The 23,719-nt window shown below is 55.5% G+C and carries 24 protein-coding genes and 1 tRNA gene; 19 read left to right on the top strand and 6 right to left on the bottom strand.

The window, feature by feature from the left end:
* Positions 1-5: 5 nt before the first annotated feature.
* Complete coding sequence (locus R0135_RS06125; RefSeq protein ID WP_407349368.1) at positions 6-1,337, bottom strand: M24 family metallopeptidase; 1,332 nt, start codon at positions 1,335-1,337, stop codon at positions 6-8.
* Positions 1,338-1,513: 176 nt separating this feature from the next.
* Between R0135_RS06125 and thrS the strand changes: the two genes are divergently transcribed.
* The 10 genes from thrS (at position 1,514) to R0135_RS06075 (ending at position 10,479) form a co-directional block, all read left to right on the top strand.
* Positions 1,514-3,451 (top strand): threonine--tRNA ligase, encoded by a 1,938-nt coding sequence (thrS, locus tag R0135_RS06120; protein ID WP_407349367.1) that lies wholly within the window; start codon positions 1,514-1,516, stop codon positions 3,449-3,451.
* A 98-nt stretch (positions 3,452-3,549) separates the two neighbouring features.
* Complete coding sequence (gene infC / locus R0135_RS06115; RefSeq protein ID WP_083791582.1) at positions 3,550-4,086, top strand: translation initiation factor IF-3; 537 nt, start codon at positions 3,550-3,552, stop codon at positions 4,084-4,086.
* Positions 4,087-4,187: 101 nt separating this feature from the next.
* The gene (rpmI, locus tag R0135_RS06110) at positions 4,188-4,382 is read left to right on the top strand and encodes a 50S ribosomal protein L35 (protein WP_009023008.1); all 195 of its coding nucleotides are present in this window, start codon (positions 4,188-4,190) and stop codon (positions 4,380-4,382) included.
* Positions 4,383-4,408: 26 nt separating this feature from the next.
* Complete coding sequence (gene rplT, locus R0135_RS06105; protein WP_008294676.1) at positions 4,409-4,768, top strand: 50S ribosomal protein L20; 360 nt, start codon at positions 4,409-4,411, stop codon at positions 4,766-4,768.
* A 108-nt stretch (positions 4,769-4,876) separates the two neighbouring features.
* Positions 4,877-5,890, top strand: a complete 1,014-nt coding sequence (gene pheS / locus R0135_RS06100) for a phenylalanine--tRNA ligase subunit alpha (protein WP_407349366.1) — start codon at positions 4,877-4,879, stop codon at positions 5,888-5,890.
* Between the two features lie 37 nt (positions 5,891-5,927).
* Positions 5,928-8,306 carry a phenylalanine--tRNA ligase subunit beta gene (pheT, locus tag R0135_RS06095; RefSeq protein WP_407349365.1) on the top strand — a complete coding sequence of 793 codons (2,379 nt, stop codon included), beginning with the start codon at positions 5,928-5,930 and terminating at the stop codon, positions 8,304-8,306.
* Between the two features lie 42 nt (positions 8,307-8,348).
* Complete coding sequence (gene ihfA, locus R0135_RS06090) at positions 8,349-8,654, top strand: integration host factor subunit alpha (RefSeq protein WP_008294679.1); 306 nt, start codon at positions 8,349-8,351, stop codon at positions 8,652-8,654.
* On the top strand, positions 8,632-8,997 hold the full coding sequence (locus R0135_RS06085) for a MerR family transcriptional regulator (protein WP_008294680.1): 366 nt from the start codon (positions 8,632-8,634) through the stop codon (positions 8,995-8,997). Before ihfA ends, R0135_RS06085 begins: the two co-directional genes overlap by 23 nt.
* Positions 8,998-9,109: 112 nt before the next feature.
* Positions 9,110-9,186, top strand: a tRNA-Pro gene (locus R0135_RS06080).
* A gap of 78 nt (positions 9,187-9,264) precedes the next feature.
* Complete coding sequence (locus R0135_RS06075; RefSeq protein ID WP_407349364.1) at positions 9,265-10,479, top strand: winged helix-turn-helix domain-containing protein; 1,215 nt, start codon at positions 9,265-9,267, stop codon at positions 10,477-10,479.
* A 1-nt stretch (position 10,480) separates the two neighbouring features.
* On the opposite strand, the gene R0135_RS06070 is transcribed toward R0135_RS06075, so the two are convergent.
* The gene (locus R0135_RS06070; protein ID WP_407349363.1) at positions 10,481-12,067 is read right to left on the bottom strand and encodes an amidohydrolase family protein; all 1,587 of its coding nucleotides are present in this window, start codon (positions 12,065-12,067) and stop codon (positions 10,481-10,483) included.
* A 65-nt stretch (positions 12,068-12,132) separates the two neighbouring features.
* On the opposite strand from R0135_RS06070, the gene R0135_RS06065 reads away from it, so the two are divergent.
* Positions 12,133-12,612, top strand: a complete 480-nt coding sequence (locus tag R0135_RS06065) for a DUF952 domain-containing protein (protein ID WP_407349362.1) — start codon at positions 12,133-12,135, stop codon at positions 12,610-12,612.
* 57 nt (positions 12,613-12,669) lie between these two features.
* Positions 12,670-14,118 carry an aminopeptidase 1 gene (locus R0135_RS06060; RefSeq protein WP_407349361.1) on the top strand — a complete coding sequence of 483 codons (1,449 nt, stop codon included), beginning with the start codon at positions 12,670-12,672 and terminating at the stop codon, positions 14,116-14,118.
* 9 nt (positions 14,119-14,127) lie between these two features.
* Here the strand turns inward: R0135_RS06060 and R0135_RS06055 are convergent, their stop codons facing one another.
* Positions 14,128-14,652, bottom strand: a complete 525-nt coding sequence (locus R0135_RS06055) for a nuclear transport factor 2 family protein (protein ID WP_407349360.1) — start codon at positions 14,650-14,652, stop codon at positions 14,128-14,130.
* 152 nt (positions 14,653-14,804) lie between these two features.
* On the opposite strand from R0135_RS06055, the gene R0135_RS06050 reads away from it, so the two are divergent.
* From R0135_RS06050 to R0135_RS06040, 3 genes are read left to right on the top strand one after another with little or no spacing between them, the layout of a single operon-like run.
* Positions 14,805-16,211 carry an amidohydrolase family protein gene (locus R0135_RS06050; protein WP_407349359.1) on the top strand — a complete coding sequence of 469 codons (1,407 nt, stop codon included), beginning with the start codon at positions 14,805-14,807 and terminating at the stop codon, positions 16,209-16,211.
* Between the two features lie 11 nt (positions 16,212-16,222).
* Positions 16,223-17,356, top strand: a complete 1,134-nt coding sequence (locus R0135_RS06045; protein ID WP_407349358.1) for an aminotransferase class I/II-fold pyridoxal phosphate-dependent enzyme — start codon at positions 16,223-16,225, stop codon at positions 17,354-17,356.
* 41 nt (positions 17,357-17,397) lie between these two features.
* Positions 17,398-17,670, top strand: a complete 273-nt coding sequence (locus R0135_RS06040) for a hypothetical protein (protein ID WP_407349357.1) — start codon at positions 17,398-17,400, stop codon at positions 17,668-17,670.
* On the opposite strand, the gene R0135_RS06035 is transcribed toward R0135_RS06040, so the two are convergent.
* The 3 genes from R0135_RS06035 to R0135_RS06025 form a co-directional block, all read right to left on the bottom strand.
* Positions 17,667-18,560: a DMT family transporter gene (locus R0135_RS06035; RefSeq protein WP_407349356.1), complete on the bottom strand. Its 894-nt coding sequence runs from the start codon at positions 18,558-18,560 to the stop codon at positions 17,667-17,669. The genes R0135_RS06040 and R0135_RS06035 overlap by 4 nt on opposite strands.
* The gene (locus R0135_RS06030) at positions 18,557-19,438 is read right to left on the bottom strand and encodes a methylated-DNA--[protein]-cysteine S-methyltransferase (RefSeq protein WP_407349355.1); all 882 of its coding nucleotides are present in this window, start codon (positions 19,436-19,438) and stop codon (positions 18,557-18,559) included. The genes R0135_RS06035 and R0135_RS06030 overlap by 4 nt, the downstream gene beginning before the upstream one ends.
* A 91-nt stretch (positions 19,439-19,529) precedes the next feature.
* On the bottom strand, positions 19,530-20,324 hold the full coding sequence (locus R0135_RS06025) for a thioesterase family protein (RefSeq protein ID WP_407349354.1): 795 nt from the start codon (positions 20,322-20,324) through the stop codon (positions 19,530-19,532).
* 26 nt (positions 20,325-20,350) lie between these two features.
* On the opposite strand from R0135_RS06025, the gene R0135_RS06020 reads away from it, so the two are divergent.
* From R0135_RS06020 to R0135_RS06005, 4 genes are all read left to right on the top strand, one after another.
* Positions 20,351-20,572 (top strand): hypothetical protein, encoded by a 222-nt coding sequence (locus tag R0135_RS06020; RefSeq protein WP_407349353.1) that lies wholly within the window; start codon positions 20,351-20,353, stop codon positions 20,570-20,572.
* A 12-nt stretch (positions 20,573-20,584) separates the two neighbouring features.
* On the top strand, positions 20,585-20,902 hold the full coding sequence (locus tag R0135_RS06015) for a hypothetical protein (RefSeq protein ID WP_407349352.1): 318 nt from the start codon (positions 20,585-20,587) through the stop codon (positions 20,900-20,902).
* A gap of 1 nt (position 20,903) precedes the next feature.
* A complete protein-coding gene (locus R0135_RS06010; protein WP_407349351.1) occupies positions 20,904-22,958 on the top strand; it encodes an FAD-dependent oxidoreductase in 2,055 nt (684 codons plus the stop codon).
* An 86-nt stretch (positions 22,959-23,044) separates the two neighbouring features.
* Positions 23,045-23,716 (top strand): energy-coupling factor ABC transporter permease, encoded by a 672-nt coding sequence (locus R0135_RS06005; RefSeq protein ID WP_407349350.1) that lies wholly within the window; start codon positions 23,045-23,047, stop codon positions 23,714-23,716.
* Positions 23,717-23,719: the final 3 nt, after the last annotated feature.

The following is a 23,719-nucleotide window of genomic DNA, read 5'->3' as shown; positions in this document are numbered from 1 at the left end:
TGGGACTAGCGAATCACCAGCACGCGATTGGTAACGGGGTACACCCACTCAACACCGCGCTCTGTCACCACCGCATCGTCTTCTAGGGGGACGCGGAGCTTTTTGCCGCCCCACTCAGGAATCGCGGTGTAAGCGAAGAGCTCTATAGAGAACAGGTTGCTCGGGTGAATCATGTACTTCATGCGCTCGGGATTGAACCAGGCGATGGAAGGGCCAATGCCGTGACCCAGGTTGCCCACGCTGTGACAGCCGATGATCACGTCTACGATGCTTGGGTCATCGGTAGGCTGATTGAATTTTTCCATGACCTTGAAGCCGGCTTCATTGATCTTGCCGTTCACAAGATCAAAGGTATCGCCGGCGGTGAGCCCGGCTTTGATATTGGCCTTGATGATGTCTCGCACTTTGCGCCCGTTATCAAAAGCCTTTTGAATGCTTGCCGGTACTTCAGTCTCACCCTCTTTAAGCACATAGGCCTGACGCTTCATGTCTGTATAAAAGTTCAGGTAACCCACGCCCCAATCAATAGCCAAAAAATCCCCACGTTGAATCACATGATTATCTGAGAGCGCCACAAAGCCGTCGGGGCCAGTGATGTACACCGAGGGCATGCCAAAAGATGTGCCCAAATTGTTGGCAAACTGTTGCTCGCGCATCCACCAGGCGACATCGGCCAGCGTTGTGACTCCCGGTGTGATCACTTCATTGGAGAACGCAGTCTCGGCGATCTTGCGGGACATTTCCCCGGCGCGGGCAAAAGCAGCGATTTCGGTAGCCACGCGGCGTGACCTAAAGTCCGAGGCAAGCTTTTCTGCCGACACAAAGCGCTCGCTGTATTTCTCACCCAGGGTTTTTTGTAAGTGTCGGTAGGCGGTGAGCGTGAGCCCGTCGGCTCCGCCGATGTGTTCGGCATAGTTAAGGGCAATGCTTTTTGGGTCCCGCTCTGCAACAAATGCGGCAAGGTCGAACTCGCCTTCGGTTGTGTAATCGTAGGCGCCGTTCTCTTCGATCAGGTGCGTGCCAATGCCTAGCGCAACACGTTCCACCCGGCCTTTGCCATAGTCACCCTCACGGTAAGTGAATATGTAGTAGCCCCAGTCGCCTACATAGCCCTCGCCAAAGTCTTGGGTGAGTGGGTCCTTGTAGCCCTCACGATTCACGGTAATCCACATTTCTACGCCGTTTTCGCGCATCACCTCGGGCAGCACCAGATCAAATTTTTCCCGGCGGATCTGGTTCATGAGTTCCCAGCGGGTTTGCGCCTCTCCCTCACCAAAAGCAGAGAAACTGATGAAAAGAGCCAGCGCGGTGAGTACAAGGCGGGTGACCTGAGTCATGGGCGAAATTCCTGTATTAGTTGACTGGGTAGAAACTCTAGCAGCTGCGGCTCGGTACTTCTTCTCTTTAATCTGGGCTTGCACTGGGGCAGAATGCGCGCCCCGCGGTGAGGATCTGCCCTCACCGAAATCAAGTGGCCTTTCGTGGGGGCCACCACTGACAGGAGACGCACTAGATGCCAACCATTACTTTGCCTGACGGCAGCCAACGAGAATTTGACAGCGCCGTAACCGTCGCTCAAGTCGCCGCAGACATTGGTCCGGGACTTGCCAAAGCCGCTTTAGCCGGCGTGGTCGATGGTCGCGAGGTCGATACCAGTTTTACGATTCAAGACGATGCTGCGCTTGCGATCCTTACCGAACGTGACGAGGAGGGCGTTGAGCTAATCCGTCACTCCACTGCGCATTTGTTGGCTATGGCGGTGCAGGATTTGTATCCGGGCACCCAGGTCACCATTGGGCCGGTCATCGAAGACGGTTTTTATTACGATTTTGCCGGTGAGCATCAGTTCACACCCGACGACCTGCCCAAGATCGAAGAGCGTATGGCGCAGATCGTTGCCGACGATTTGCCGGTAGAGCGCATAGTCATGGATCGAGACGAGGCCGCCGCCGCCTTCGAGAAGATGGGTGAGACCTATAAGGTTGAGATCATTCGGGATCTGCCCGAAGGAGAAGAGATTTCCCTTTACCGGCAGGGTCCCTGGATGGACCTTTGTCGCGGTCCCCACGTGCCCAGCACGGGCAAGCTGGGCGCTTTTAAGCTCACTAAGCTCGCGGGCGCCTACTGGCGTGGCGATTCAAACAACGAAATGCTTCAGCGCGTGTATGGCACTGCCTGGGCTAACAAAAAGCAGCTCAAGCAGTATTTGCGTCGTATAGAAGAAGCAGAGAAGCGCGATCACCGCAAAATTGGTAAGAAGCTGGACTTGTTCCACACCCAGGAAGAAGCCCCCGGCATGGTGTTTTGGCATCCTCAGGGCTGGACGATTTATCAGGTGATTGAGCAGTACATGCGCGAGCAGCAGCGGGCGCAGGACTATCAAGAGATCAAAACGCCACAGCTTGTAGATATGTCGCTTTGGGAGAAGTCCGGTCACGCAGACAAGTTCGGTGATGACATGTTTATGCTCACTGCCGATGAGCGCGAGTTTGCGGTCAAACCCATGAACTGCCCCTGTCACGTGCAGGTGTTTAACCAGGGACTGCGCTCTTACCGTGATCTGCCCTTGCGTTTGGCAGAGTTTGGCAGCTGTCATCGGAATGAGCCCTCGGGTTCGCTCCACGGCATCATGCGGGTGCGTGGTTTTACCCAGGATGACGGCCACATCTTTTGTACCGAAGAGCAGATTCAGCCAGAAGTTTCTACGTTTATCGATTTTCTCCACGCGGTTTACGCCGATTTTGGCTTTGATGAGGTGATTTATCGTCTTTCAACCCGGCCTGCTCAGCGTGTCGGAACCGACGAGGATTGGGATCGGGCCGAGAAGGCGCTGGCTGATGCGCTTGATGCCCAGGGTCTTGATTGGCAGGAGCTGCCGGGTGAGGGCGCTTTTTATGGTCCCAAGATCGAGTTTTCGCTAAAAGATTGTATTGGCCGGGTCTGGCAAATGGGCACGGTTCAGGTGGATTTTTCCATGCCCGGACGATTGGATGCACAGTACGTCGCTGAGGATGGTGCGCGCAAAACACCGGTCATGTTGCACCGTGCGATTTTGGGATCTTTCGAGCGATTTATCGGAATTCTCATCGAAAACTTCGAAGGCTCGTTTCCTGTTTGGTTGGCGCCAAAACAGGCGGTGGTCATAAATATCACCGAAAAGCAGGACGAATATGTACGATTTGTGGAAGATTCCTTGAAAAACAAGGGTTTTCGGGTTTTTTCGGACTTGAGAAACGAGAAAATCGGCTTTAAAATCCGCGAGCACACAATTCAGCGCGTTCCCTACCTTGTCGTGGTAGGGGAAAAAGAAGTCGAAGCGAAGACAGTGGCCGTGCGGTCGCGTAATGGTGAAGACCTCGGAACAATGTCCATTGAGGCATTTGCAGAGATTCTTGACCGGGACGTGGCGCGACGCGGCCGTATTGCTGTCGGCGACGCTCAAGACTCTTAGTCATTAACACTGACGGAGTGTTTGAGGCCCAAGAGGGCACTTAGTAACGAACTGACAGAAGGCTCCCAGTTGATGGAGCGCAGAAATGGAGAACAGCGATCAGTAAAGATAGCGGTAAGGGTAAGAAATCCCTTATCAATGACGAAATAGTCGCGGATAAGGTCCGTCTTGTAGGTGCCGAAGGTGAGCAGGTGGGCGTTGTCTCACTTGCCGAGGCACGAGCAGCTGCTGAGGCGGCGAGCATGGACCTTGTATTGATTGCGGATCAGTCGGATCCCATGGTCTGTAAGGTCATGGATTACGGCAAGCACATCTTCGAGGCGAAGAAGCAGAAAAACGCCCAGAAGAAGAAGCAAAAGCGTACGCAGCTTAAAGAAATGAAGTTTCGTCCAGGGACGGAGGAAGGGGACTACCAGGTAAAACTACGCAACCTGGTGCGTTTTCTTGAGAACGGGGATAAGGCCAAAGTCACGCTGCGTTTTCGCGGTCGTGAAATGGCTCACCAGGAGATAGGCATGGAGCTACTCAAACGAGTAGAAGCCGATCTTGCTGAACTTGGCGGTGTCGAGCAGTTTCCGAAAATGGAAGGCCGACAGATGACCATGGTTATTGCCCCGAAAAGGAAGAATGGCTAGCGGCCCGTGAATGCCCTAGACCGTTTGATTTGATCTGAGTTTCGACCTTAGCCCCACGAGCTAGCCTCTGGGAGAGTCGAACCCAATGCGGAGTACAAGTAATGCCTAAAGCAAAAGTTCACAGCGGAGCGGCTAAACGCTTCAAGAAAACCGCAGGCGGCTACAAGCGCAAGAGTGCGCATAAGAGCCACATCCTGACCAAAATGACCACTAAGCGTAAGCGCCAGCTGCGTGGAACTTCAATGATCCATGATAGTGACAAAGTGCTGATCGACCGCATGTTGCGGGCGCGCTAAGCGTTTAATAAGGACAGGAGAAAACTATGCCTCGCGTAAAACGTGGAGTCGTCGCACACCGTCGACACAAGAAAATTCTGAAGCAAGCCAAAGGTTATTACGGAGCACGCTCACGCGTCTTTCGCGTAGCCAAGCAGGCAGTCACTAAAGCGGGTCAATACGCTTATCGTGACCGTCGCCAGCGCAAGCGTCAGTTCCGTGCACTGTGGATCACGCGTATCAACGCTCAGTCCCGTGCCAATGGTTTGACTTATAGCAAGCTGATCAACGGCCTTAAGAAGGCCGACATTGGATTGGATCGTCGCGTACTTGCGGACCTCGCAGTACATGACAAGCCAGCCTTTGCAGCGGTCGTGGAGCAAGCTAAAGCAGCTCTTGCTGCTTAAGCCCCTGGCTGGATCAATCCCGCCGCGATAGCGGTACGGCTTGCAACACGGAAAATCAAAAGGGAAAGGGCTCAGCCTTTTCCCTTTTTTTATGGGTAGTGATGGACCATGGAAAACCTCGAACAACTTGCCAATGAAGCACGTCAGGCGATCAACGCCGCCCCGGATGTACCGGCGCTGGAGACAGCCCGGGTAGATTATCTGGGTAAAAAAGGCGCGCTGACGGCTCTGCTTAAAGGCTTATCGTCTCTTGATCCCGAGGATCGACCCGCTGCCGGTGCGCAGATCAATGTCGTAAAGCAGGAGATGCAGGCGCTCATCGGTGAGCGTAAAGCTGCCCTGGAAGAAGCGGCGGTGAGTGCGCGTCTGGCCAAGGAGTCGATTGATGTCACACTGCCGGGCCGCGCTGGGAGCGGTGGTCGTGTGCACCCGATTAGTCGCACCATCGAGCGCATCGAAGAGTTCTTTGGCTCTGCCGGATTCTCCGTGGCCGATGGCCCCGAGGTGGAAGACGACTATTACAACTTTGAGGCGCTGAACTTTCCGCCGCATCACCCAGCGCGGGCCGAGCACGATACGTTCTTTGTCGACCCGAGAACTGTGTTACGCACCCATACCTCGCCGGTGCAGGTCCGGGTAATGGAAAACAGCGAGCCGCCTTTACGGGTCATTTGCCCCGGGCGTGTTTATCGCTGCGATTCAGATTTGACGCACACGCCGATGTTTCATCAGGTAGAAGGCCTGTTGGTGGATGAGCACTCAAGTCTTGCGGATCTCAAAGGACTGATAGAGCAGTTTTTGCAGGTGTTCTTCGAGAAGGAGTTTGCCGTGCGTTTTCGTCCGTCCTACTTCCCCTTTGTAGAACCCGGTGCCGAGGTCGATATTCAGTGCGTGCACTGTGGTGGTGATGGCTGTCGGGTGTGCAGCCATACCGGTTGGCTAGAGGTGATGGGCTGCGGCATGGTCCATCCTCGCGTCTTTGAGATGGCGGGTATCGACCCCGAACGTTACTCAGGTTTTGCCTTTGGTATGGGTGTCGAGCGTCTGGCCATGCTGCGTTACGGCGTCAACGACCTGCGCCTATTCTTTGAAAACGACCTGCGCTTCCTCGCGCAATTTTGATTGCGCGGCAACGGTTGCGGCATAAAGGAGTTATCACGTGAAATTCAGTGAGCAATGGCTGCGCGAATGGGTGAATCCCGCGCTTGGCAGTGAGGCCCTGGGGCATCAAATTACTATGGCCGGCCTTGAGGTGGATGCTATCGAGCCCGTGGCCGGCGCGTTTACCAGTGTGATCGTGGCCGAGATTACCGAGGCGGTGCAGCACCCGGATGCGGACAAGCTGCGCGTCTGTACTGTGGATGCCGGTAACGGTAATACCCTGCAGATCGTTTGTGGTGCACCGAACGCCCGAGCAGGATTGAAAACGCCCCTGGCAGTTGTTGGCGCCGTGCTACCCGGAGATTTTGCCATCAAGGCGGCAAAGCTGCGGGGTGTAGAGTCGCAGGGCATGCTTTGCGCAGCCTCGGAGCTGGGCCTATCCGAAGAAAAAGATGGCATTTTGGAGCTGCCCGCTGACGCGCCCTTGGGTACAGATCTTCGCGACTACCTCAAGCTTGACGATGTGAGCATCGAGATTGGACTTACGCCCAACCGTTCGGATTGTTTGGGTCTGGCGGGCATCGCACGAGAAGTGGGTCTTTTGAATGACCTGCCGGTCTGCGCACCGCCAGAGAATGTACAAGCGATTACTACCGACGAAGCGGTTACCGTAGAGCTGCGCGCCAAAGAGCGCTGCCCCCGGTATTTGTGCCGCGTTATCGACGGCGTTGATTTGAGTCAGCCTTCGCCGCTGTGGATGCAGGAGAAGCTTCGCCGCTGTGGTCTACGCAGTATCGATGCGGCGGTAGACATTACCAACTACCTGCTGCTGGAGTTTGGGCAGCCCATGCATGCCTTTGACCTGGACAAGATCAAGGGCGGCATCATCGTGCGCGAGGCCAGCGCCAAAGAGTCATTTACTTTGCTCAACGACCAGGAAATCACCCTCGGTGAGGGCAATCTTGTGATTGCCGATCACGAGGGGCCGCTGGCTTTTGCGGGCATTATGGGCGGGGCCGAATCCGCTGTAGGGCAGGGCACGACGCGGCTTTTGCTGGAGGCGGCGTTTTTTGCGCCAGAGCCGCTCAGTGGTCAGGCTCGATCCTTTGGATTGCACACTGACTCATCTCACCGTTTTGAGCGTGGCGTGGACTTTTGCCTCCAGCGCCGGGCCATGGAGCGCGCGACGGAGTTGTTGCTGGAGATAGTCGGTGGTGCTGCCGGACCTATTACCGAGGCCGTAGCCGAAGAAGCTCTGCCTGCGCCTGCGCCAATTCACCTGCGGGCGGCGCGTATCGAGCGTCTGCTGGGCGTGGTTATCGATGACGAGACCGTAGAGCGGATTCTGCGTGGTGTCGGTTTGGAGGTCACTGCGGTAGACGGCGGTTGGGAATGCGCTGTGCCGAGCTGGCGCTTTGATTTGCGCATTGAGGCAGATCTACTTGAAGAGCTGGCGCGAGTGTACGGCTATAACAATCTTCCGGTAACGCGCATTCGGGCCGATGTAGTTCTACCATCAATACCTGAAGAAAAGATCCGTCTTAAGCAGCTGCGTCGGGCGCTGGTGGCCAGAGATTACTACGAGGCAATTTGCTACAGCTTTGTGGATGCAGATATTCAAAAGCAGCTGGATCCAACAATCGATCCTGTGGTGCTCAACAATCCAATCTCGCCGGAGCACGCCGTGATGCGCAGCAGTTTGCTCGCAGGCTTACTGCGCTCGGCGCAGCACAATGTAAAACGTCAGCAGCCCAGAGTTCGTTTGTTCGAGACAGGTTTGCGGTTTGTAACCGGCCCTGAAGGACTCAGTCAGCGTCCGGGGCTGGCCATGCTTATCACCGGCTCTTTGGCCGCTGAGGGCTGGGCGGAGCCGGCGCGGAACGTGGACTTTTATGACCTGAAAGGTGATGTTGAGGCTTTGCTGGCCCTCACGGGAGACCCAGGCTCATTTCACTTCGAGACAGGTGAGCGCAGTGCGCTGCATCCCGGGCAGACCGCCTGGCTCAAGCGTGGAGACAGTACGGTCGGCTTTATAGGGGCGCTGCATCCGACCCTACAAAAGGATTTGGACTTTGATCTTCCCGTCATGGTGGCGGAGCTTGATCTGGAGCTGCTCAGCGCAGCAGTCATACCTGCCTTTGCGCCGGTGTCGCGCTATCCGGCGCTGCGCCGCGATGTAGCGGTGGTGGTGGACAAGAGTGTCACCGCTGGTGAACTCTTAGCCAATGTTCGGGACAATGCGGGCGTTTACCTTCAGGACTTAAGGCTCTTTGACGTCTATGAGGGCAAAGGTATTGATCCTGCTCGCAAAAGTGTCGCCCTGGGTTTGACTTTTCAGGATCATTCGCGCACCCTTGATGATAATGAAGTCAATAAATGTATTCAGCAAGTCATTGATTCGCTGAAAGAAAACTATCAAGCAGAGCTTCGCGGGTAAAAACGGAAGTTCGTAGTTAAGGTGTGACCGGGACGGTTGAGCATGAGCGCACTGACCAAGTCCGAAATGGCAGAGCGGTTATTTGAAGAGCTTGGGCTGAATAAGCGCGAGGCGAAAGAAATAGTCGAGCTGTTTTTTGAGGAAATTCGAGTTTGCCTGGAGAATAACGAACAGGTGAAGCTCTCGGGTTTTGGCAACTTCGATTTGCGTGACAAAAACCAGCGTCCGGGACGTAACCCAAAGACGGGAGAGGAAATTCCGATTTCTGCTCGCAGGGTGGTAACCTTCAGGCCGGGGCAGAAGCTCAAGGCCAGAGTAGAGGAATATGCTGGAACCGAGTCACAATAACGAACTCCCTGCCATTCCAGGCAAGCGTTACTTCACCATCGGTGAGGTGAGCGAGCTGTGTGCTGTAAAGCCACACGTACTGCGTTACTGGGAACAGGAATTTCCGCAGCTTAAACCGGTTAAACGCCGGGGTAATCGTCGCTATTATCAGCGTGAAGATGTGCTGACTATTCGTCAGATCCGCACTTTGCTGTATGACGATGGATACACCATTGGCGGCGCGCGTCAGCGCATGACCGACGAGAAGACCAAAGGTGTGCATCCCACGCATATCGATGCAGTGATTCAAGAAACCATTGATGACCTGGAAGAGTTGCTGGAGTTGTTGAAGCCCGGTCGCTAGCTGGTCAGAGCAGGCATTCGTAGCGCCAATCATTGTCAGCACCAATTTCTTGCGTATAATGCCGCCTCGATTGCTGGGGCGAATTCTTGCCAAGTAATCAAGTTCTACCGCTCGGGGCGTAGCGCAGCCTGGTAGCGCACCACACTGGGGGTGTGGTGGTCGCAGGTTCAAATCCTGCCGTCCCGACCAATTCCTTTTGATCCATTCTGTCTGACACCTGCCCGTGATCGACGGTATGATCCTTCGCTCGTTCTTCCGAGCAAATTAATGATAGTCCTCAATCATCCTAAAGATGTGGTACGTCTTCGCCGTGGTGTTTTGTCGGCCCAGGGCTTGCTCCAGGCCCAAGCCTTTGGCGCGGGGCTTGCGGGCGCCGCCGAGGCTATTACCCACATTGGTTACGTGCAGATCGATTCTATTTCGGTGGTGGAGCGAGCTCATCATCATGTTCTGCATGCCCGAGTACCCGGCTTCAAGCCGGCGATGATGAACCAGCTTCTACTCAATCGAGATATTTTTGAGTATTGGAGTCACGCCGCTGCTTTTCTTCCCATCGCGGACTTTCGTTTTTCTTTGCCCTACAAGCAGGCGATCAAAGACGGTCAGATCCACTGGTACAAGTCCCCGGATAAACCGCTAATGCGGGACTTGCTGGATCGTATTCGCCGCGATGGCCCGCTGCGCTCTCGGGACCTCGAGAGCAATCAGCCCAAGCGAGAGGGTTGGTGGGATTGGAAGCCGGCAAAGAAGGCCTTGGAGCAGCTGTATATGCAAGGCGATTTGATGGTCAGCGATCGCGAGGGCTTTCAGAAGACCTATGACCTCACTGAGCGGGTATTGCCCGATCACATCGATACACGAACTCCCAGCACCGATGAGTTTGCACAGTACCTGCTTGATCAGCAGCTCCGCAGTCACGCCTGCGTGTCGCTACGGGGTATTACTTATTTGCGCAAGAGTGCCGATTTACGCGCTGCAGTGAAAGCGCTTGTGGACGAAGGGCTCGCACAGCAGGCCTTAGAACAGGTTCAGACCCCCAATGGCGATGTATTGATTATTGAGTCCGGAGCCCTCGATGGATCAATGCCGCGCGTAAGCAATCGGATGCATATATTGTCGCCCTTTGATAACAGCGTGATTCAGCGAGACCGGCTCAAAGCCGTGTTCGACTATGATTACCAGTTGGAATGCTATGTTCCCGAGACTAAACGTCAGCACGGGTACTTCTCGTTGCCGCTGCTGTTTCGCGATGAGTTTGTTGGACGCATGGACTGCAAGGCACATCGCAAAACCAGGCATCTTGAAATCAAAGCGCTGCACTGGGAGCGCATTGATCACGATGAGGAGCTGCTTGTGCAGGCCTTCGTTGAGGCGCTGAAGCGTTTTCTGCCTTTTCAGGGTTGCGAGTCAGTATCGCTCACCGAGGTTTATCCAAAGCGTTGGGGGAAACGCTTACGCACGGAGCTTGCAGCTGTAAGCTAATCTAGAGTGCCCGGCGCAGCACTCGGCCCGAGCGCGCTCCCGTCGCCGCTCCATCGTCCAGTACAAGTTGGCCGTTGACCCACACACTGTGAACACCTGTTGAGAGAACCTGGCCGTCGCGAATACCCGCATGATCTTGAATAGTGTCAGGATCAAATAGCACCAGATCAGCCTTCATTCCCGGTGCAATTCTGCCACGGCCTGTAAAGCCTAGATGATCGGCCGCACGAGAGGTCATGGCCGCTACCGCGGTTTCTAAGGCGATTACGTTCTTGTCGCGTACATAGTGTGCGAGCACGCGAGGAAAGGCACCGTGCCCTCGGGGATGACCCTCAAAGCCGCCATCGCTGCAGATGTTGCTGTGCTTCCAGGCAATAAAAGCTTCGATGTCCGACTCGGTCATGGATTTTCCCATGATGGATTCAGCGGAAGCGCCGTCGTGAGCTTGCGACCAGGCATCGGCCTCTTTCAAAAGAGCAGAAAACGTCTGCACCTCAGAGCTGCCCCTAAGGGCAGCGATCTCGGCCACAGATTGATTCACATAGCTGGGGTTGGGTTCGAAGCGCGTAAAAATAACGCCGGAGGCAGGCGTCAACTGCTCCAATACGAATTTAATCTCATCCAGATTGTCTGCATTTCTGTCTGGCAGTAGAACCCACATAGTGGACTGCCAATATTCATAGGGGTACACGTCTGCGGTGATGTTGATGCCTTCTGCGCGCGCAGCTTCTAATTTTTTCAGCAGTGTCGACGACTGCCCCCAGAGATTTTTTGCAGCAAGCTTGATGTGAGAGATTTGCACCGGCATGCCCGTTTGTTTGCCGATCTCGATGATCTCGTCCATGGCGTCCCATAAAAAACGATCTTCGGATCTCACATGAGAGATATACCGGCCGCCTTGAGCGGCTGTCGCTTTGGCAAGAACCAGAACCTCGGCGGTCTGTGAGTAAATTCCGGGCTCGTACTCCAGGCCCGTGGATAGTCCCAAAGCTCCTGCAGCAAGCTCCTCCAGCAGCATTGCGCGCATAGCATCGACCTCGACCTCGGTGGCTACCCGCTTGGCGTCATCGCCCATGACGCGATCGCGTAATGTGTTGTGCCCTACATAAGAAGCCACATTGACGCTGCTGGGGTTTTGATCGAAGCCCTTGAGAAAACCACCCAGCGGATAATTGTGACCGCCGTCCTGGCCAAACACGCTGGTGGTGATGCCCTGGGTGAGTAAGGGCAGCGCGTCAGGATGTTTGGCCAGTGCGCCGTCATCGTCGTGGTGGCTGTGGGTGTCGATAAATCCCGGCGCGAGTACCAGACCCTTTGCGTCAATCACGTATTCGCCTGGTCGAGGAGACAGATCGCCAAGCTCAACAATCCCGTCGTTGATTACCCGTACAGCGCCTAAATATGCGGGGCTTTCAGATCCATCAATAATTCTGGCGTTGTATATAAGGGTGGAACTTTGCAATGCGCCAATGTCTGCCTCTGCGCTGCTATGGCTTGCAAGGGCTGCCCCCAACACAAGGCTGCATAGTGCCGTCGCAATGCGAGTGATCGAATACTGTCCGAATAGCTTTGATTTATTGACTAACACGATGGGCTCCTTTTCCGTAGACTAAGAATAACCCAATCTATTCTCTTGGCATTCAAGGAACTTTTATGCGTCGCTTGCTCGTTCTACTTTTAACCACATTGTCGTTTTCTGTCGCTGCGGCTGATGAGCCACTCAATCCCACAGGTTTTCCCTACGTGTTTCATATGGTCCAGGCCAAGCTTTGGGATCAGGTGCTGGCAGAGGACTCTACTTATTTTCCGCCCACCTACGAGGCAGATGGTTTTACCCACGGCACCTCGAACCCGGCAAAGCTTATGAACGTAGCTAACCATTTCTATCCTCAGGTGAAAGGAGAGTGGTACTGCTTACGTATGACAGTAGAGAGCCTAGCGTCGACCGGGGTAACGACAGTGTTCGAAGGGACGGCGCCTGTGGGTGACATACCGCCAAACTTTGAAGGCGCAACCGATGAGTTGTTTCCGCATATCCTTGGTGGCATTAAGCCCGGTGCGGTTCTTGAGGCTCACACGATCGTCCGAGCCGAGGATGGGACCTTCCTGTCGGTCGACGGTGTGACTGATTAATTCTTGTTGTAGTTACGCTCAGACAATTTTGATAAAGACAATTCGGAGAACGCTTACATGTCTGTGAAGCCCCCCAAGATGCTAGCCGCACTCTCGGCTTATTCCTCACTTCTGCTGGCGTCGCTGCTGCTTGCAAGCTTTACAGCGAGCGCTGATGACGAAAATGGCCCTCAATCGGCCTGGCAAATGATTTCTGAATCTGAGCGAAGCGAAGTGTTTGCCTTTGCCGAAGATTACAAAGACTTTATGAGTCGCGCCAAGACGGAGCTGAGCTTTGTCAGTGAGGCTGTGCGTATTGCCGAAGAAGCCGGCTTTAAGGCGATGCCCGCTGAGGGAGAGTTACCTTCCGGTGGCCGCTACTATGATGTGAATAGAGATCGCACGCTGACACTCTTTGTCGTGGGTTCTGAGCCCATGACCGACGGCTTTAGAGTGGTGGGCGCACACGTTGACTCCCCGCGACTGGAGCTCAAGGGGCGGCCGCTCTATGAGTCCGAGGGATTTGCACTATTTCAGACCTATCGTCACGGCGGCATCAAGAACTATCAGTGGGTGAATCTGCCGCTGGCTCTGGTAGGGCATGTGGATAAAAAAGACGGCTCTCGCGTCTCGATCTCTGTGGGTCTTAGCGAAGACGATCCCATTTTTATTATCCCGGACCTGTCTCCGCATGTGGATCAGGATTATCGCGAGCGAACCAACCGGGACGTGATTATGGGGGAAGAGTTGGATCCAATTATCGCCTCAATCACGCCAGCAGATTCCTCATTAAAGGATTCAGTATTGGGCTTCCTGAAATCCGAGTACAACATCGAAGAAGAAGACCTCGTATCAGCGGAACTAGCAATCGTGCCGGCAGTGGCGCCTAGAGATATAGGCTTTGATCGCGGCATGATGGCGATCTATGGGCAGGACGATAAGCTGTCTTCGTATACCGCACTGCGCGCCATTGTGGAGCAGACTGATCCTAAGAGAACGGCAGTGGCGTTTCTTGTGGACAACGAAGAAGTGGGGAACGTTAACAACACCGGTTCTAACTCTGACTATTTTGTAGACCTGCTTGCTGAGCTTGTCTATCGGGAGCGGGGCGACGCCTACACCGACATCGACGTGCGCCGCGCGCTTCGCAATACCAAAGTTGTTTCGTCTGATGTGAATCCGGGGGTGCACCCCAGTCATCCCGGTGTTTGGGAGGCGGGTAATGCACCGCGCTTAGGTTATGGGGTAAACCTTAAGCTCTATGGCGGCGGCTTTAACGCCAACTCGGAGTTTATGGCCTGGAACCGTGCTTACCTTGATGGCGCCAGTGTGAAGTGGCAGACCGCTACCTACAAAGGTCGAGCTTCTGGCGGGACCATCGGTAATTCGCTGTCCCGGCGCAACATGGAGGTGATCGACTACGGCGTGCCGGTTCTGTCGATACACTCGACCTATGCCATCAGCTCCAAGGTAGATGTGCACATGCTGTACCGGGCCATGGATGCTTTTTACCGTTTTGCGGATTGATGGACTCTGTTATCGGCCGCGCCGCTTTGGGTCACAGCCCTCGGTGCGGCGGGTATCGTCTAACTGCAGAATCTTCCACTGCCCCTCGCTTTTACGCAGGCTAAAAACATCCACACCGCAGTGATGGAATTCCCCATTAACAAACAGGTTGTAGGGCGTCCACGCCATAGCCATCTTGTCATCAACCAGCACGGTTTCGTCAAAGGTCACTTCATCCAGATAGGCGTCTGAGCTGGCAACCTGTGCGATCCATGCCTGGGTGCCTTTGGTACCCAAACGGCCTTCTGGCAAAAACGCTGAATCAAGCGCGTCTGCATCTTTCGCACGCATGGCATCAAAGAGTGCTGTGACCGCCTGAAGTACCTGCTGCTTCTGATCCTGCGCATGCGCAAGGGGTGTGCCGGCCAGCAAAACACAGAGTAAGGGTGTGGCAAGTCGCAGGCTCGGAAGCTTTCGCGCTACACTCGAACGTCGAGAATCCGAAGTACAAAGCTCTTGGCTGCCAGATTTGTGAACGTTTGGTGGTTGATGCAAGAGAGGATCTCCCAAGTTTGTTTTGCTGTAGTGCCCTTAACAATGGCCGTACTGCCGCTTAAGGTCAACGGGGTGGATTGTTGGGCGGGGTTCGGTAGCTGATTTTGCGCTACGGATGCGCTGCATAAATTATAAAGATAGAGGTCTAAAAGATGATGAAACAACAAGCTGTAACGGTCAAAACCAACATCTGTGCGGTGCTTGCCAGTGCCGCGCTCTTCGGTGCAGCGCTGGCTTCGGTCTCTGCGACGGCCGGCACGGCGCTGGTCGGCGGGCGTTTGATTGATGGTTTCGGGCATCAGCCCATTGCCAATAGCGTGATCCTGGTCGAAGACGGGGTTATTCAGGAAGTGGGTACCGTTTCGACCTTGCCGGTGCCCGAGGGTTACGAGGTGGTGTCCACCGAGGGCATGGACGTACTGCCGGGGCTTTGGGAAAACCATGCCCATCTTATGCTCAACGGGCATGCCGATTACAGCCATTGGCATCCTACCTATAAAGACCGCTTGGCCAGTGAGATTATGCCTTCAAGTGCGGTGCAGTTATTGCTTGCGGGAATCACCACTGCCCGAGACCTGGGGGCGCCACTGGACGCGTCTATGTCAGTGAAGAATCGCATTGAGTCGGGTGAGATCCCGGGCCCCCGATTGTTTGTATCAGGGCCCTTTATTCAGCATGAGGCTTATCCCGGCACGGACTTTTACCGCTGGGGTGTTGATAGTGTTGCGGACGGACGACGCAAGGTCAAAAAGCTCGCTGATGCCGGCGTGGATATTATTAAGCTGATCGACCAGGACAAGATGACCCTTGAAGAAGCTCAGGCCGTGGTGGACGAAGCGCACAAGCATGGTCTTAAGGTGGTGGCGCATTCACATCGCCCAGACGAAGTTCGCCGAGGAATCGAGATCGGTGTAGATAACTTTGAGCACACCGGTCTGACCACTGCGCCAGAGTACCCCGCGGATGTCATGGAATTACTCAAGGAGCGGACTGCCACCGGGCGTATTGCCGGCGGCCCACTATTTTGGACCCCCACCGTTGAGGGTTTGTGGAACTACGATCTCACTGTGGCCAATCCCGAGAAGCTCGACAGCGAATGCTGGCACCGGGGTTTAGAGCCTTCGACCATTGCGGATATCAAGGCGTCTATCCAGCAGCCCGGACAGCTGGCCTATACACAGCTGACACCGCTGCGTAAGCCTACGCTCAAGCGCAAGTTTCAGCAGTTACGTGATGCGGGCGTTGTTATGCTGGTAGGTACCGATAGTGGCATCCCCATGAAGTTTCACTGCCAGAGCACCTGGAACGAGATGGACGTGTGGGTCAATGTCATGAATGTGGATGCCATGAAAACGATTCGCGCAGCAACCTACTGGGGTGCGGTCATGATGGGTGTATCCGATAAGTGGGGCACCGTTTCTGCCGGCAAGTATGCTGACATCATTGCGGTAAAGGGCGATGTACTGCGACATATCAACCTGCTGTCGCGCGTGGACTTTGTGATGAAGAACGGCGTGGTTTACAAGCAAGACGGTCAAGCCGTCGAGTCGGCGTTGTAAGGACTAAAAGCATGTCGGAGTTTCAAGCCTTCGCCGTTGAGCAGTACCTGTCGGAGACCGAGCACGGGGTGCACTACAACTTTTCTGAGAGCGGTGTGCATCCTATGAGCTACGCCGAGTTGATTGAGTTGGCGGACATTGACCAGGAGGCGCTTCTTGCCAACTTGGTGGACTACCCTCAGGTCAATGGCGATGAGGCGTTGCGGGAGCGGATTGCCGCCCTCTATAGCAATGCTAACGCCGACAACGTGCTGGTGACCGTTGGCGCTACCGAGGCCAATACACTGGTTGCAGCAACGCTGCTGGAGCCTGGCGACAACGTCATTCGTTTTAGTCCGACCTATGAGCAGCTTGCCGGTAATGCCCATAACTTGGGTTTTGAAGTGCGTACGGTGGACATGCTCGAAGCCAGGGGCTGGGCGATTGATGCGCAGGGTTTGGAGGCAGCAGTAGATCAACAAACCCGAATCATTCACGTTGTTAATCCTAACAACCCCACAGGACGAATACTGAGCGAGGCGGATCGAGACTTGATCACGGCGGCAGCGAAGTCAGTGGGGGCGTGGATTGTTGCTGACGAAGTGTATTGCGGCACCGAGCGGCACTGTGATGAGCCCACGCCGTCCTTCTGGGGAGACTATGGCCGAGTGATTGCCATTAACTCTATGAGCAAGGCCTATGGCTTGCCGGGGCTGCGTTTGGGCTGGCTGGTCGCGCCGGAGTCTTTGATTCCTGCTTTGTGGCGGCGTCACGAATACGCATCGATTACCGCAAGCATGATGTCTATGAAGTTAGCCTGTGCTGCACTGGCTCCGGCTGCCCGGGACGCCATCACCGCCCGGGCCCGAGGCTTGATCCGCCGTGGTTTCGAAACCTTACGCGAAGGACTCAAAGTGCATGGTGGCGTGTACTCCGTTGTGCCGCCGGAGGCTTCTGCGATGTCTTTTGTCCGATTCAATCTGCCACTAAGCTCCGATGAGCTTGCCGCACGACTGTTGGCCGAGGAGGGGGTGTTGGTGATCCCCGGTTCTCGCTTTGGCGTGGAGCAGCACTTTCGATTTAGCTCTGCGCTTCCTGATGATCATCTGCGGGAGGGGCTTGCGCGAATCAACAATCTGACCGGGCGTATCCTGTCGAAGGTCTGAGCTGCTAAAACAATGAATGATCGGCAATGGCGGCGAGAAGCGTGACATTTACGCGCTTTTTAAAGACTCAGATACTCATGGCTGTCTTAAGTGGACTGGCCTTGGGTATAGTCCTGTGTATTGCGCTGCTCTTAATAGGCGGTGTTAACGGAGAGATCGCTCTCGATATAGAGCTAGCCTCCGCGGACGGGTTCTGGGGGCTGCTTCTGCTGCCCCTGCTTCTCGCTGTACTGGTGTTACTGGTCTCGCCCTTGTCCTATACGCTTATACTGCTTGTGAATAAATGGAGAAACAGGAGAGCCTCGGCTGATTAAGCCGTCGGAGGTTTTAGCGCGCGAAGTAATCGCGAGGGTCTAAAACCTGTCACGAGCATCGTTCCACTGAGCACCAAGCCTGCACCCAGTAGCGTGTGTAGTCCCACCGCTTCATCCAAAAACAACCAGCCCCAGAGTACGCCCCACAGGGGAATCAAATAGCCTACGGTGAGTGCCGAGGGTGCGCCTGCGGTAGCTATTAGATGGAAGTACATGAGGTAGGCAACGCCGGTGCAAAGCACGCCGAGGATAAGTGCCGCGGCCACCGCACCGGGGGGCCATACGGTGGGCATGGGGGCAAAAGGGATAAAGGGCAAAAGTAAGAGCGTGGCCGCCCAGAGACTGCCATGGGCATTGGCGTAGGTTTCTACCTTCTCGGCGTACTCGGCATAGCTACTGGCGATGCCGTAGCAGATCGCCGCCGATGCGGTAAGGATTACCGCAAACAGTGCCTCGGGTTTTACTGCCAGTCCCCCAAGACCTACCAGGCTCGCAACGCCGGACATCCCCAGTAGTAAGCCAACGATTGCGCGGCGTGTGATGGGCTTGCCCCGCCAGACAAAGCCGATGAGTAATCCCCACAGCGGCGCTGTGGAGTTGAGTATGGCGAGCATGGAGGCAGGTAGAGTCTGCGCGGCATAGGCAAAAGCCCAGAAGGGTAGTGCGGTGTTGAACACACCCAGAATCATGTAATGACGCCAGTGCTTGCGGATGTGCAGCGGTCGGCGCATAGCGCGACTGATGATCAGTAGTATTAAAGAGGCCGCCACGAGACGCATTTCCAGCAGCCATAGAGGCCCGAGCTGCGGCACAGCGATACGCATAAACATAAACGAAGAGCCCCAGATGGCGGCAAGCGCCACCAACTGTGCAAGCTGCGCTGTACTCATGCGGTGTGTTCCCAAAGATGCAGAGCCAGTTTTCGCTCCAGGCCCCAGCGATAGTTACCCCAGTCTCCGCCTTGGCGAATCACGCGGTGGCAGGGAATGAGGTAGGCAATACGATTGCGGGCCATGGCTGAGCCCACGGCGCGATGAGCCTGTCCGGTGCCGGCTATGGCCCCGAGTTGCTGATAACTTACCAGCTGTCCCGGAGCGACCTGCATGAGGGCCTCCCATACTTTGACCTGGAAGTTGGTGCCGCGAAGGAGCAGATGTAATTTTCCGCGCTCCAGGGGTTGTGCAAACACCTGCTCCAGAAGCTCTGCCGCCGCTAAGTTGTTTTGCTCGCGCGCCGCACCGCGCCACTCCTCATTAAAGGTCTGACTTACCTCGGCGTCTTTGCTGTTGTGAATGCTCAGCTGACTGATGCCTCGATCACTCCAGCCTACAAACGCCGGGCCAAAGGGAGTGTCGCCCCATCCGTAATGCAGCTTAAGGCCTTTGCCGCGACTGGCAATTTCGCCGGGGGTCATAGCGTCACAGCTCAGTGTCAGGTCATGAAGGCGACCGGGACCCGAGAGCCCGGCGTCCAGACTGGCATCGAGCACAGTGGCCTGCTGGCGCAGGGCATCCACGGCGTATTGTCGGGTGATGATCTGCAAAAAGCGTTTGGGCGATACACCGGCCCAGCTGCTGAAGGTCCGTTGCAGATGGAACTCACTGGTGTTTAGAGCCTGGGCAAGATTCTCCAGCGTCGGCTGCTCACGCTGATGCTCACGCAGATAGCGAATCGCGTCGGCAACCAGGCGGTAATGGGCAGAGGCACTGTGTGAAGACTCAGGCATGGGGCGAATTGTCGCATTCGCAGGCGCACTGTGGCGAAGCATAGTTCAACTCTTTTTTTACCGGGCCTGCAGTGTTAATCGGGCACGCTGCGCGCTCCACCCGATTCTTGCTCACCTCATTGGCACTGGTGTCTTAAGCTTGGGGCGTCAGTGCCAGCTGCCGTGATTGCGCCACCAGGCGACCGCTGCTATCCCAGACTTCTCCATCTTCTTCCATCATCCCGCCGCTAATGAAGCGCGTGCTGAAACGACAGCGCAGCCAGCCGGGCTCAGGCACTGCCCGAATATGCGCCGTGAGCTCTACCGTGGGTGTCCAGGCAACAGGTAAGTTGGCGTTGAATATCGTGGGCGGAAAACAATCGGTTGCCAGCAGCAGTCCAAAAGGATCTATGGGTTCATTATCCGGCAGGCGTAGCCAGCCGCGGATCAAGGGGTCGCCTGATGGCTTGCCCTTGAGAAAGTTCGCGTCATCCGGATGCAGACGCAGATCCACCCGGCCCATCATGGCCGGCGGGAAGCCTAGCTCGGGATTAGGTACCGAGCGTACGCATTGGTCCGGGGGCGGAAGGTCCGGTGGATTTGCGTCTACACGAGCAGGCCCGGTAAAACTTGCCAGATCCGCAAAGCTGCCCAGCAGCTCTATGAGCGGCTTGTCGGGGCTTTGTAAGGTCGCTCGAACCGTAGTCAGGCGTTTACCGGCTTTGATGATTTGTGGGTCTATGGTGACCGGGCCAGGTCTGCCCGGTGCCAGGTAATGCGCTGTGACGCTAATGGGATAGGGGCGAGCCGCTGCCTTGGCCATAGCGCGTGCACCAATTGCCAGCAGATATCCGCCGTTGGCGTTACCCACAATATCCCAACCTTCGGCGATCTCTGCCGTGTAGGGGTGTTGCCGGCTGTCTACCGCGGTTGCCTTTTCAAAGCTCATTGCACGATGACCTCTTGGGTGGCTGAATGACAATCTTGATGACTATGCCGCCGCTGGTATTGATCGTAATTGGAAGCGCGGCGTTAATTCAGACGGCAGAAAGTACTCGCTCAGCGGTATGGACGCCAGCCCTTGACAGCGTTGGAGCGCGACAGGTGTTGGGCGAGTTATGGGGTAAGGCTCAAGCCTTGACCGGACGCATGTTTCCTGTGACTGTCTGCGTCATAAAAATTCGCCTGCGCGTATAAAAGGGTGCACCTATGACAGGACAGGACAGTAATAGACTCCTCTTGGAGTTGGAGAAAATCCGTCGCGACGTGAATCGCGAGATTATGAATCCCGCGATACCCGAGCTGAGCGTCGATGCCATACGGCCGGTGATCACCATGGCGGCGCGAGCCAGGCTGTCTTACCTTCAGGAGTTGATCGATATCTCAAAGATCTCTCCTGAGATGCCCTCGCACGAGCAGATTTCTATGCTGGCGCGACAGCGAGAGGCCTACGAAGAGCTACGAGCCGCAGTAAACGCCTTAGAAACAGCAATTGACCGGGGGTATCTCGATGTCCGTGGCGCCTGATATGAGTAACACGATGCACCCACAGTTTCCGCACCTTTTTGAGCCTTTGGACCTGGGCTTTACGCAGTTAAAAAACCGCATTTTGATGGGTTCTATGCATACAGGCCTTGAGGAGATGGGACCTACAGGTTTTGAGCGCATGGCGGCCTATTATGCGGAGCGCGCGTCTGGCGGTGTGGGCATGATCATCACCGGCGGAAATGCGCCTAATGATTCCGCAGCCCTCGCTCCCGGCGAGTACGGTGCTTTTAACAGCGATGCGCATGTGCCTTTGCATCGGCGTGTTACCGACGCTGTTCACGCTGCAGCACCGGATTGCAAAATCTGCCTGCAGATTCTGCACGCCGGCAATCTGGCCTACAGCGCTGACCCGGTAGCACCGTCGCCTATCGCTTCGCCCATTAACCCCCGAGAGCCGCGGGCGATGACGGCCGAGGATATTGAATCCACGATTCAAGATTTTGTGCTTTGCGCCCAGCGAGCAAAGAGTGCGGGCTATGACGGTGTGGAGATTATTGGTTCTGCCGGCTATTTATTGAGCACCTTCCTGCTTGATAAAACCAATCACCGACAGGACGAATGGGGTGGTGATTACGAGAATCGCATGCGCCTGCCGGTAGAAATTGTACGACGCACCCGAGAGGCGCTGGGTCCGGACTTTATCGTGATCTACCGCATTGCGGCCATGGAACTCATGGCCGATGGCAGCAGCTGGGAGGAGGTGGTCACCCTGGGTAAAGCTATCGAAGCTGCTGGCGCGTCTATCATGAGCACGCACTTTGTGTGGCACCAGGCGCAGGTGCCCACCATTAGTACCCGGGTACCGCGAGCCGCATTTGCCGGTGTTACCGGGCGGCTGCGTAAAGAGCTGTCCATACCCATGATCACCAGCAACCGCATCAATATGCCCGAGGTGGCCGAGCAGGTGCTCGCCGACGGACTTGCTGATATTACGTCCATGGGGCGTCCCATGCTGGCCGACTCACAGTTTGCCAAAAAGGCCTATGAGGGCCGGGTGGACGAAATCAATACCTGCATTGCCTGTAACCAGGCCTGTCTTGATCACGCATTCCGCGGCAAGACCGTGTCCTGCCTGGTGAACCCCCGTGCCTGTCACGAAACCGAGCTGGAGTACCGGCCTACCGAATCGCCCAAACGTATCGCTGTGGTGGGTGCAGGCCCTGCAGGACTGGCCTTTGCCACTACTGCGGCATCGCGCGGCCATCAGGTGACTTTGTTTGAGGCGAGTAATGAGCTCGGCGGGCACTTTAATCTGGCCATGCGCATTCCGGGTAAAGAGGAATTCGCCGAGACCATTCGCTATTTTCAGCGCCAGTTAGAGCTTACCGGCGTCACCGTGGAGCTGGAGCATCGCGTAAATCCCGATGAGCTCGGCGCCGATGACTGGGATGAGGTGGTGGTTGCCACCGGTCTTAATCCTCGAGATCCCGAAGTGCCGGGCATCGACCATCCCATGGTGATGAGCTATGACGAGGCTATTCGCGGCACGCGGCCTTTGGGCAAAGCGGTAGCGATAATCGGGGCCGGCGGCATCGGCTTTGATGTGGCGGAATTGGCGTCTCACGCGGGTGTGTCGGCCGCGCTGGATCGCGATGTGTTTGCCCGGGAGTGGGGCATCGATTTTGAGAATCATCCCCGCGGTGGCGTTGCCGGTGTTGAGCCTGTTGTAGAGATCGCCGATAGAGAGATATTCCTGCTACAGCGTAAGCCCACATCGCCCGGCCGTGGTTTAGGACCTACCACGGGCTGGACTCATAAGCTGGCCTTAAAGCGCCGCGGTGTGCATATGCTCAAGGGTGTGCGTTACGACGGCATTGATGACCGCGGACTGCATATTTCCATCGACGACGAGCCACAGCTTTTGCCGGTAGACACCATTGTGATCTGCGCAGGGCAGGAGTCTGAGCGCAGTTTATTTGATGCGCTGGTAAGTGAGCGAGAGGGCGTGCATTTGATCGGCGGCGCCGATATGGCCGTAGAGATTGATGCAAAACGCGCTATCGATCAGGCCTGTCGTTTGGCAGCCGAACTTTAAACCGGCCGGCTCGACCGTATACCTTAACCCCACTCAGGGACTGGATTTACCGCTGAGCAGATCATGACAAAAGGTGTGGTAATCGCGTGCACGTGCCCGCTCATTTAGTGCCTAACTGGATTCTGGCAATCGCGGGCATTGCTGTGTTGCTCAGCCTGGGGCTGGCAGTGGCGCGGGCGCAATGGTCGGCGCTGAGCCAGCAGCCCTGGCGTATGCATCTGGTGGCCGGTGGTGCGGTGGCCTGCTTGTTACTGTGGCTGCTGAATATCCATCTCGTTGATGGCCTGGTTCTGCACTTTTTAGGCGTCACTACGCTATCTCTGTTGGTGGGTTGGTCGTTTAGCGTACTTGGGGCGTCATTTGCCGTAGTGGGCTTGTATGCGCTGCAGGGCTTGGATTGGACGGCATACCCACTGTCCGTGCTGCTGTGCGTATTGCTACCGGCAACCACAACGCGGATTCTGGCTCGCTTGCTCTATCGGCCGTCGCTAAAACACCCTTTTGTGTACATATTAGGGGCTGGCTTTGCCGGTGGTGGTCTGGTGATGCTTTTACTGGCATTGGCTGCGCTACTGTTATTTTGGAGCAGTGGTCTGCATAGCTACCTGGATAATGTCCGCGAATTTTGGCCGCTGTTGTTTTTGTTGATGTTCTCCGAAGGATTTATCAACGGTATGTGTGTAACGGCCTTCGCAATTTTTTATCCCAACTGGATGAAGACTTTTGACGATCAGTTTTATTTTGATGATGAACGCTAGCCC

The organism is Congregibacter variabilis (assembly GCF_045689235.1).
GTDB classification, from domain to species: Bacteria; Pseudomonadota; Gammaproteobacteria; order Pseudomonadales; family Halieaceae; genus Congregibacter; species Congregibacter variabilis.
The sequence above is the reverse complement of the archived record's forward strand: the minus strand, read 5'-3'. Positions and strand labels throughout refer to the sequence as shown.

Bases quoted from the DNA above. Each gene is read 5' to 3' on its own strand.
- R0135_RS06050 (WP_407349359.1), top strand. From the start codon at position 14,805: ATGATGAAACAACAAGCTGTAACGGTCAAAACCAACATCTGTGCGGTG.
- R0135_RS06125 (WP_407349368.1), bottom strand. From the start codon at position 1,337: ATGACTCAGGTCACCCGCCTTGTACTCACCGCGCTGGCTCTTTTCATC.
- R0135_RS06085 (WP_008294680.1), top strand. From the start codon at position 8,632: ATGCTGGAACCGAGTCACAATAACGAACTCCCTGCCATTCCAGGCAAG.
- pheS (WP_407349366.1), top strand. From the start codon at position 4,877: ATGGAAAACCTCGAACAACTTGCCAATGAAGCACGTCAGGCGATCAAC.
- R0135_RS06045 (WP_407349358.1), top strand. From the start codon at position 16,223: ATGTCGGAGTTTCAAGCCTTCGCCGTTGAGCAGTACCTGTCGGAGACC.
- R0135_RS06030 (WP_407349355.1), bottom strand. From the start codon at position 19,438: ATGCTTCGCCACAGTGCGCCTGCGAATGCGACAATTCGCCCCATGCCT.
- R0135_RS06035 (WP_407349356.1), bottom strand. From the start codon at position 18,560: ATGAGTACAGCGCAGCTTGCACAGTTGGTGGCGCTTGCCGCCATCTGG.
- R0135_RS06015 (WP_407349352.1), top strand. From the start codon at position 20,585: ATGACAGGACAGGACAGTAATAGACTCCTCTTGGAGTTGGAGAAAATC.
- R0135_RS06060 (WP_407349361.1), top strand. From the start codon at position 12,670: ATGTCTGTGAAGCCCCCCAAGATGCTAGCCGCACTCTCGGCTTATTCC.
- R0135_RS06025 (WP_407349354.1), bottom strand. From the start codon at position 20,324: ATGAGCTTTGAAAAGGCAACCGCGGTAGACAGCCGGCAACACCCCTAC.
- thrS (WP_407349367.1), top strand. From the start codon at position 1,514: ATGCCAACCATTACTTTGCCTGACGGCAGCCAACGAGAATTTGACAGC.
- R0135_RS06075 (WP_407349364.1), top strand. From the start codon at position 9,265: ATGATAGTCCTCAATCATCCTAAAGATGTGGTACGTCTTCGCCGTGGT.
- rpmI (WP_009023008.1), top strand. From the start codon at position 4,188: ATGCCTAAAGCAAAAGTTCACAGCGGAGCGGCTAAACGCTTCAAGAAA.
- ihfA (WP_008294679.1), top strand. From the start codon at position 8,349: ATGAGCGCACTGACCAAGTCCGAAATGGCAGAGCGGTTATTTGAAGAG.
- R0135_RS06020 (WP_407349353.1), top strand. From the start codon at position 20,351: ATGACAATCTTGATGACTATGCCGCCGCTGGTATTGATCGTAATTGGA.
- R0135_RS06065 (WP_407349362.1), top strand. From the start codon at position 12,133: ATGCGTCGCTTGCTCGTTCTACTTTTAACCACATTGTCGTTTTCTGTC.
- R0135_RS06010 (WP_407349351.1), top strand. From the start codon at position 20,904: ATGAGTAACACGATGCACCCACAGTTTCCGCACCTTTTTGAGCCTTTG.
- rplT (WP_008294676.1), top strand. From the start codon at position 4,409: ATGCCTCGCGTAAAACGTGGAGTCGTCGCACACCGTCGACACAAGAAA.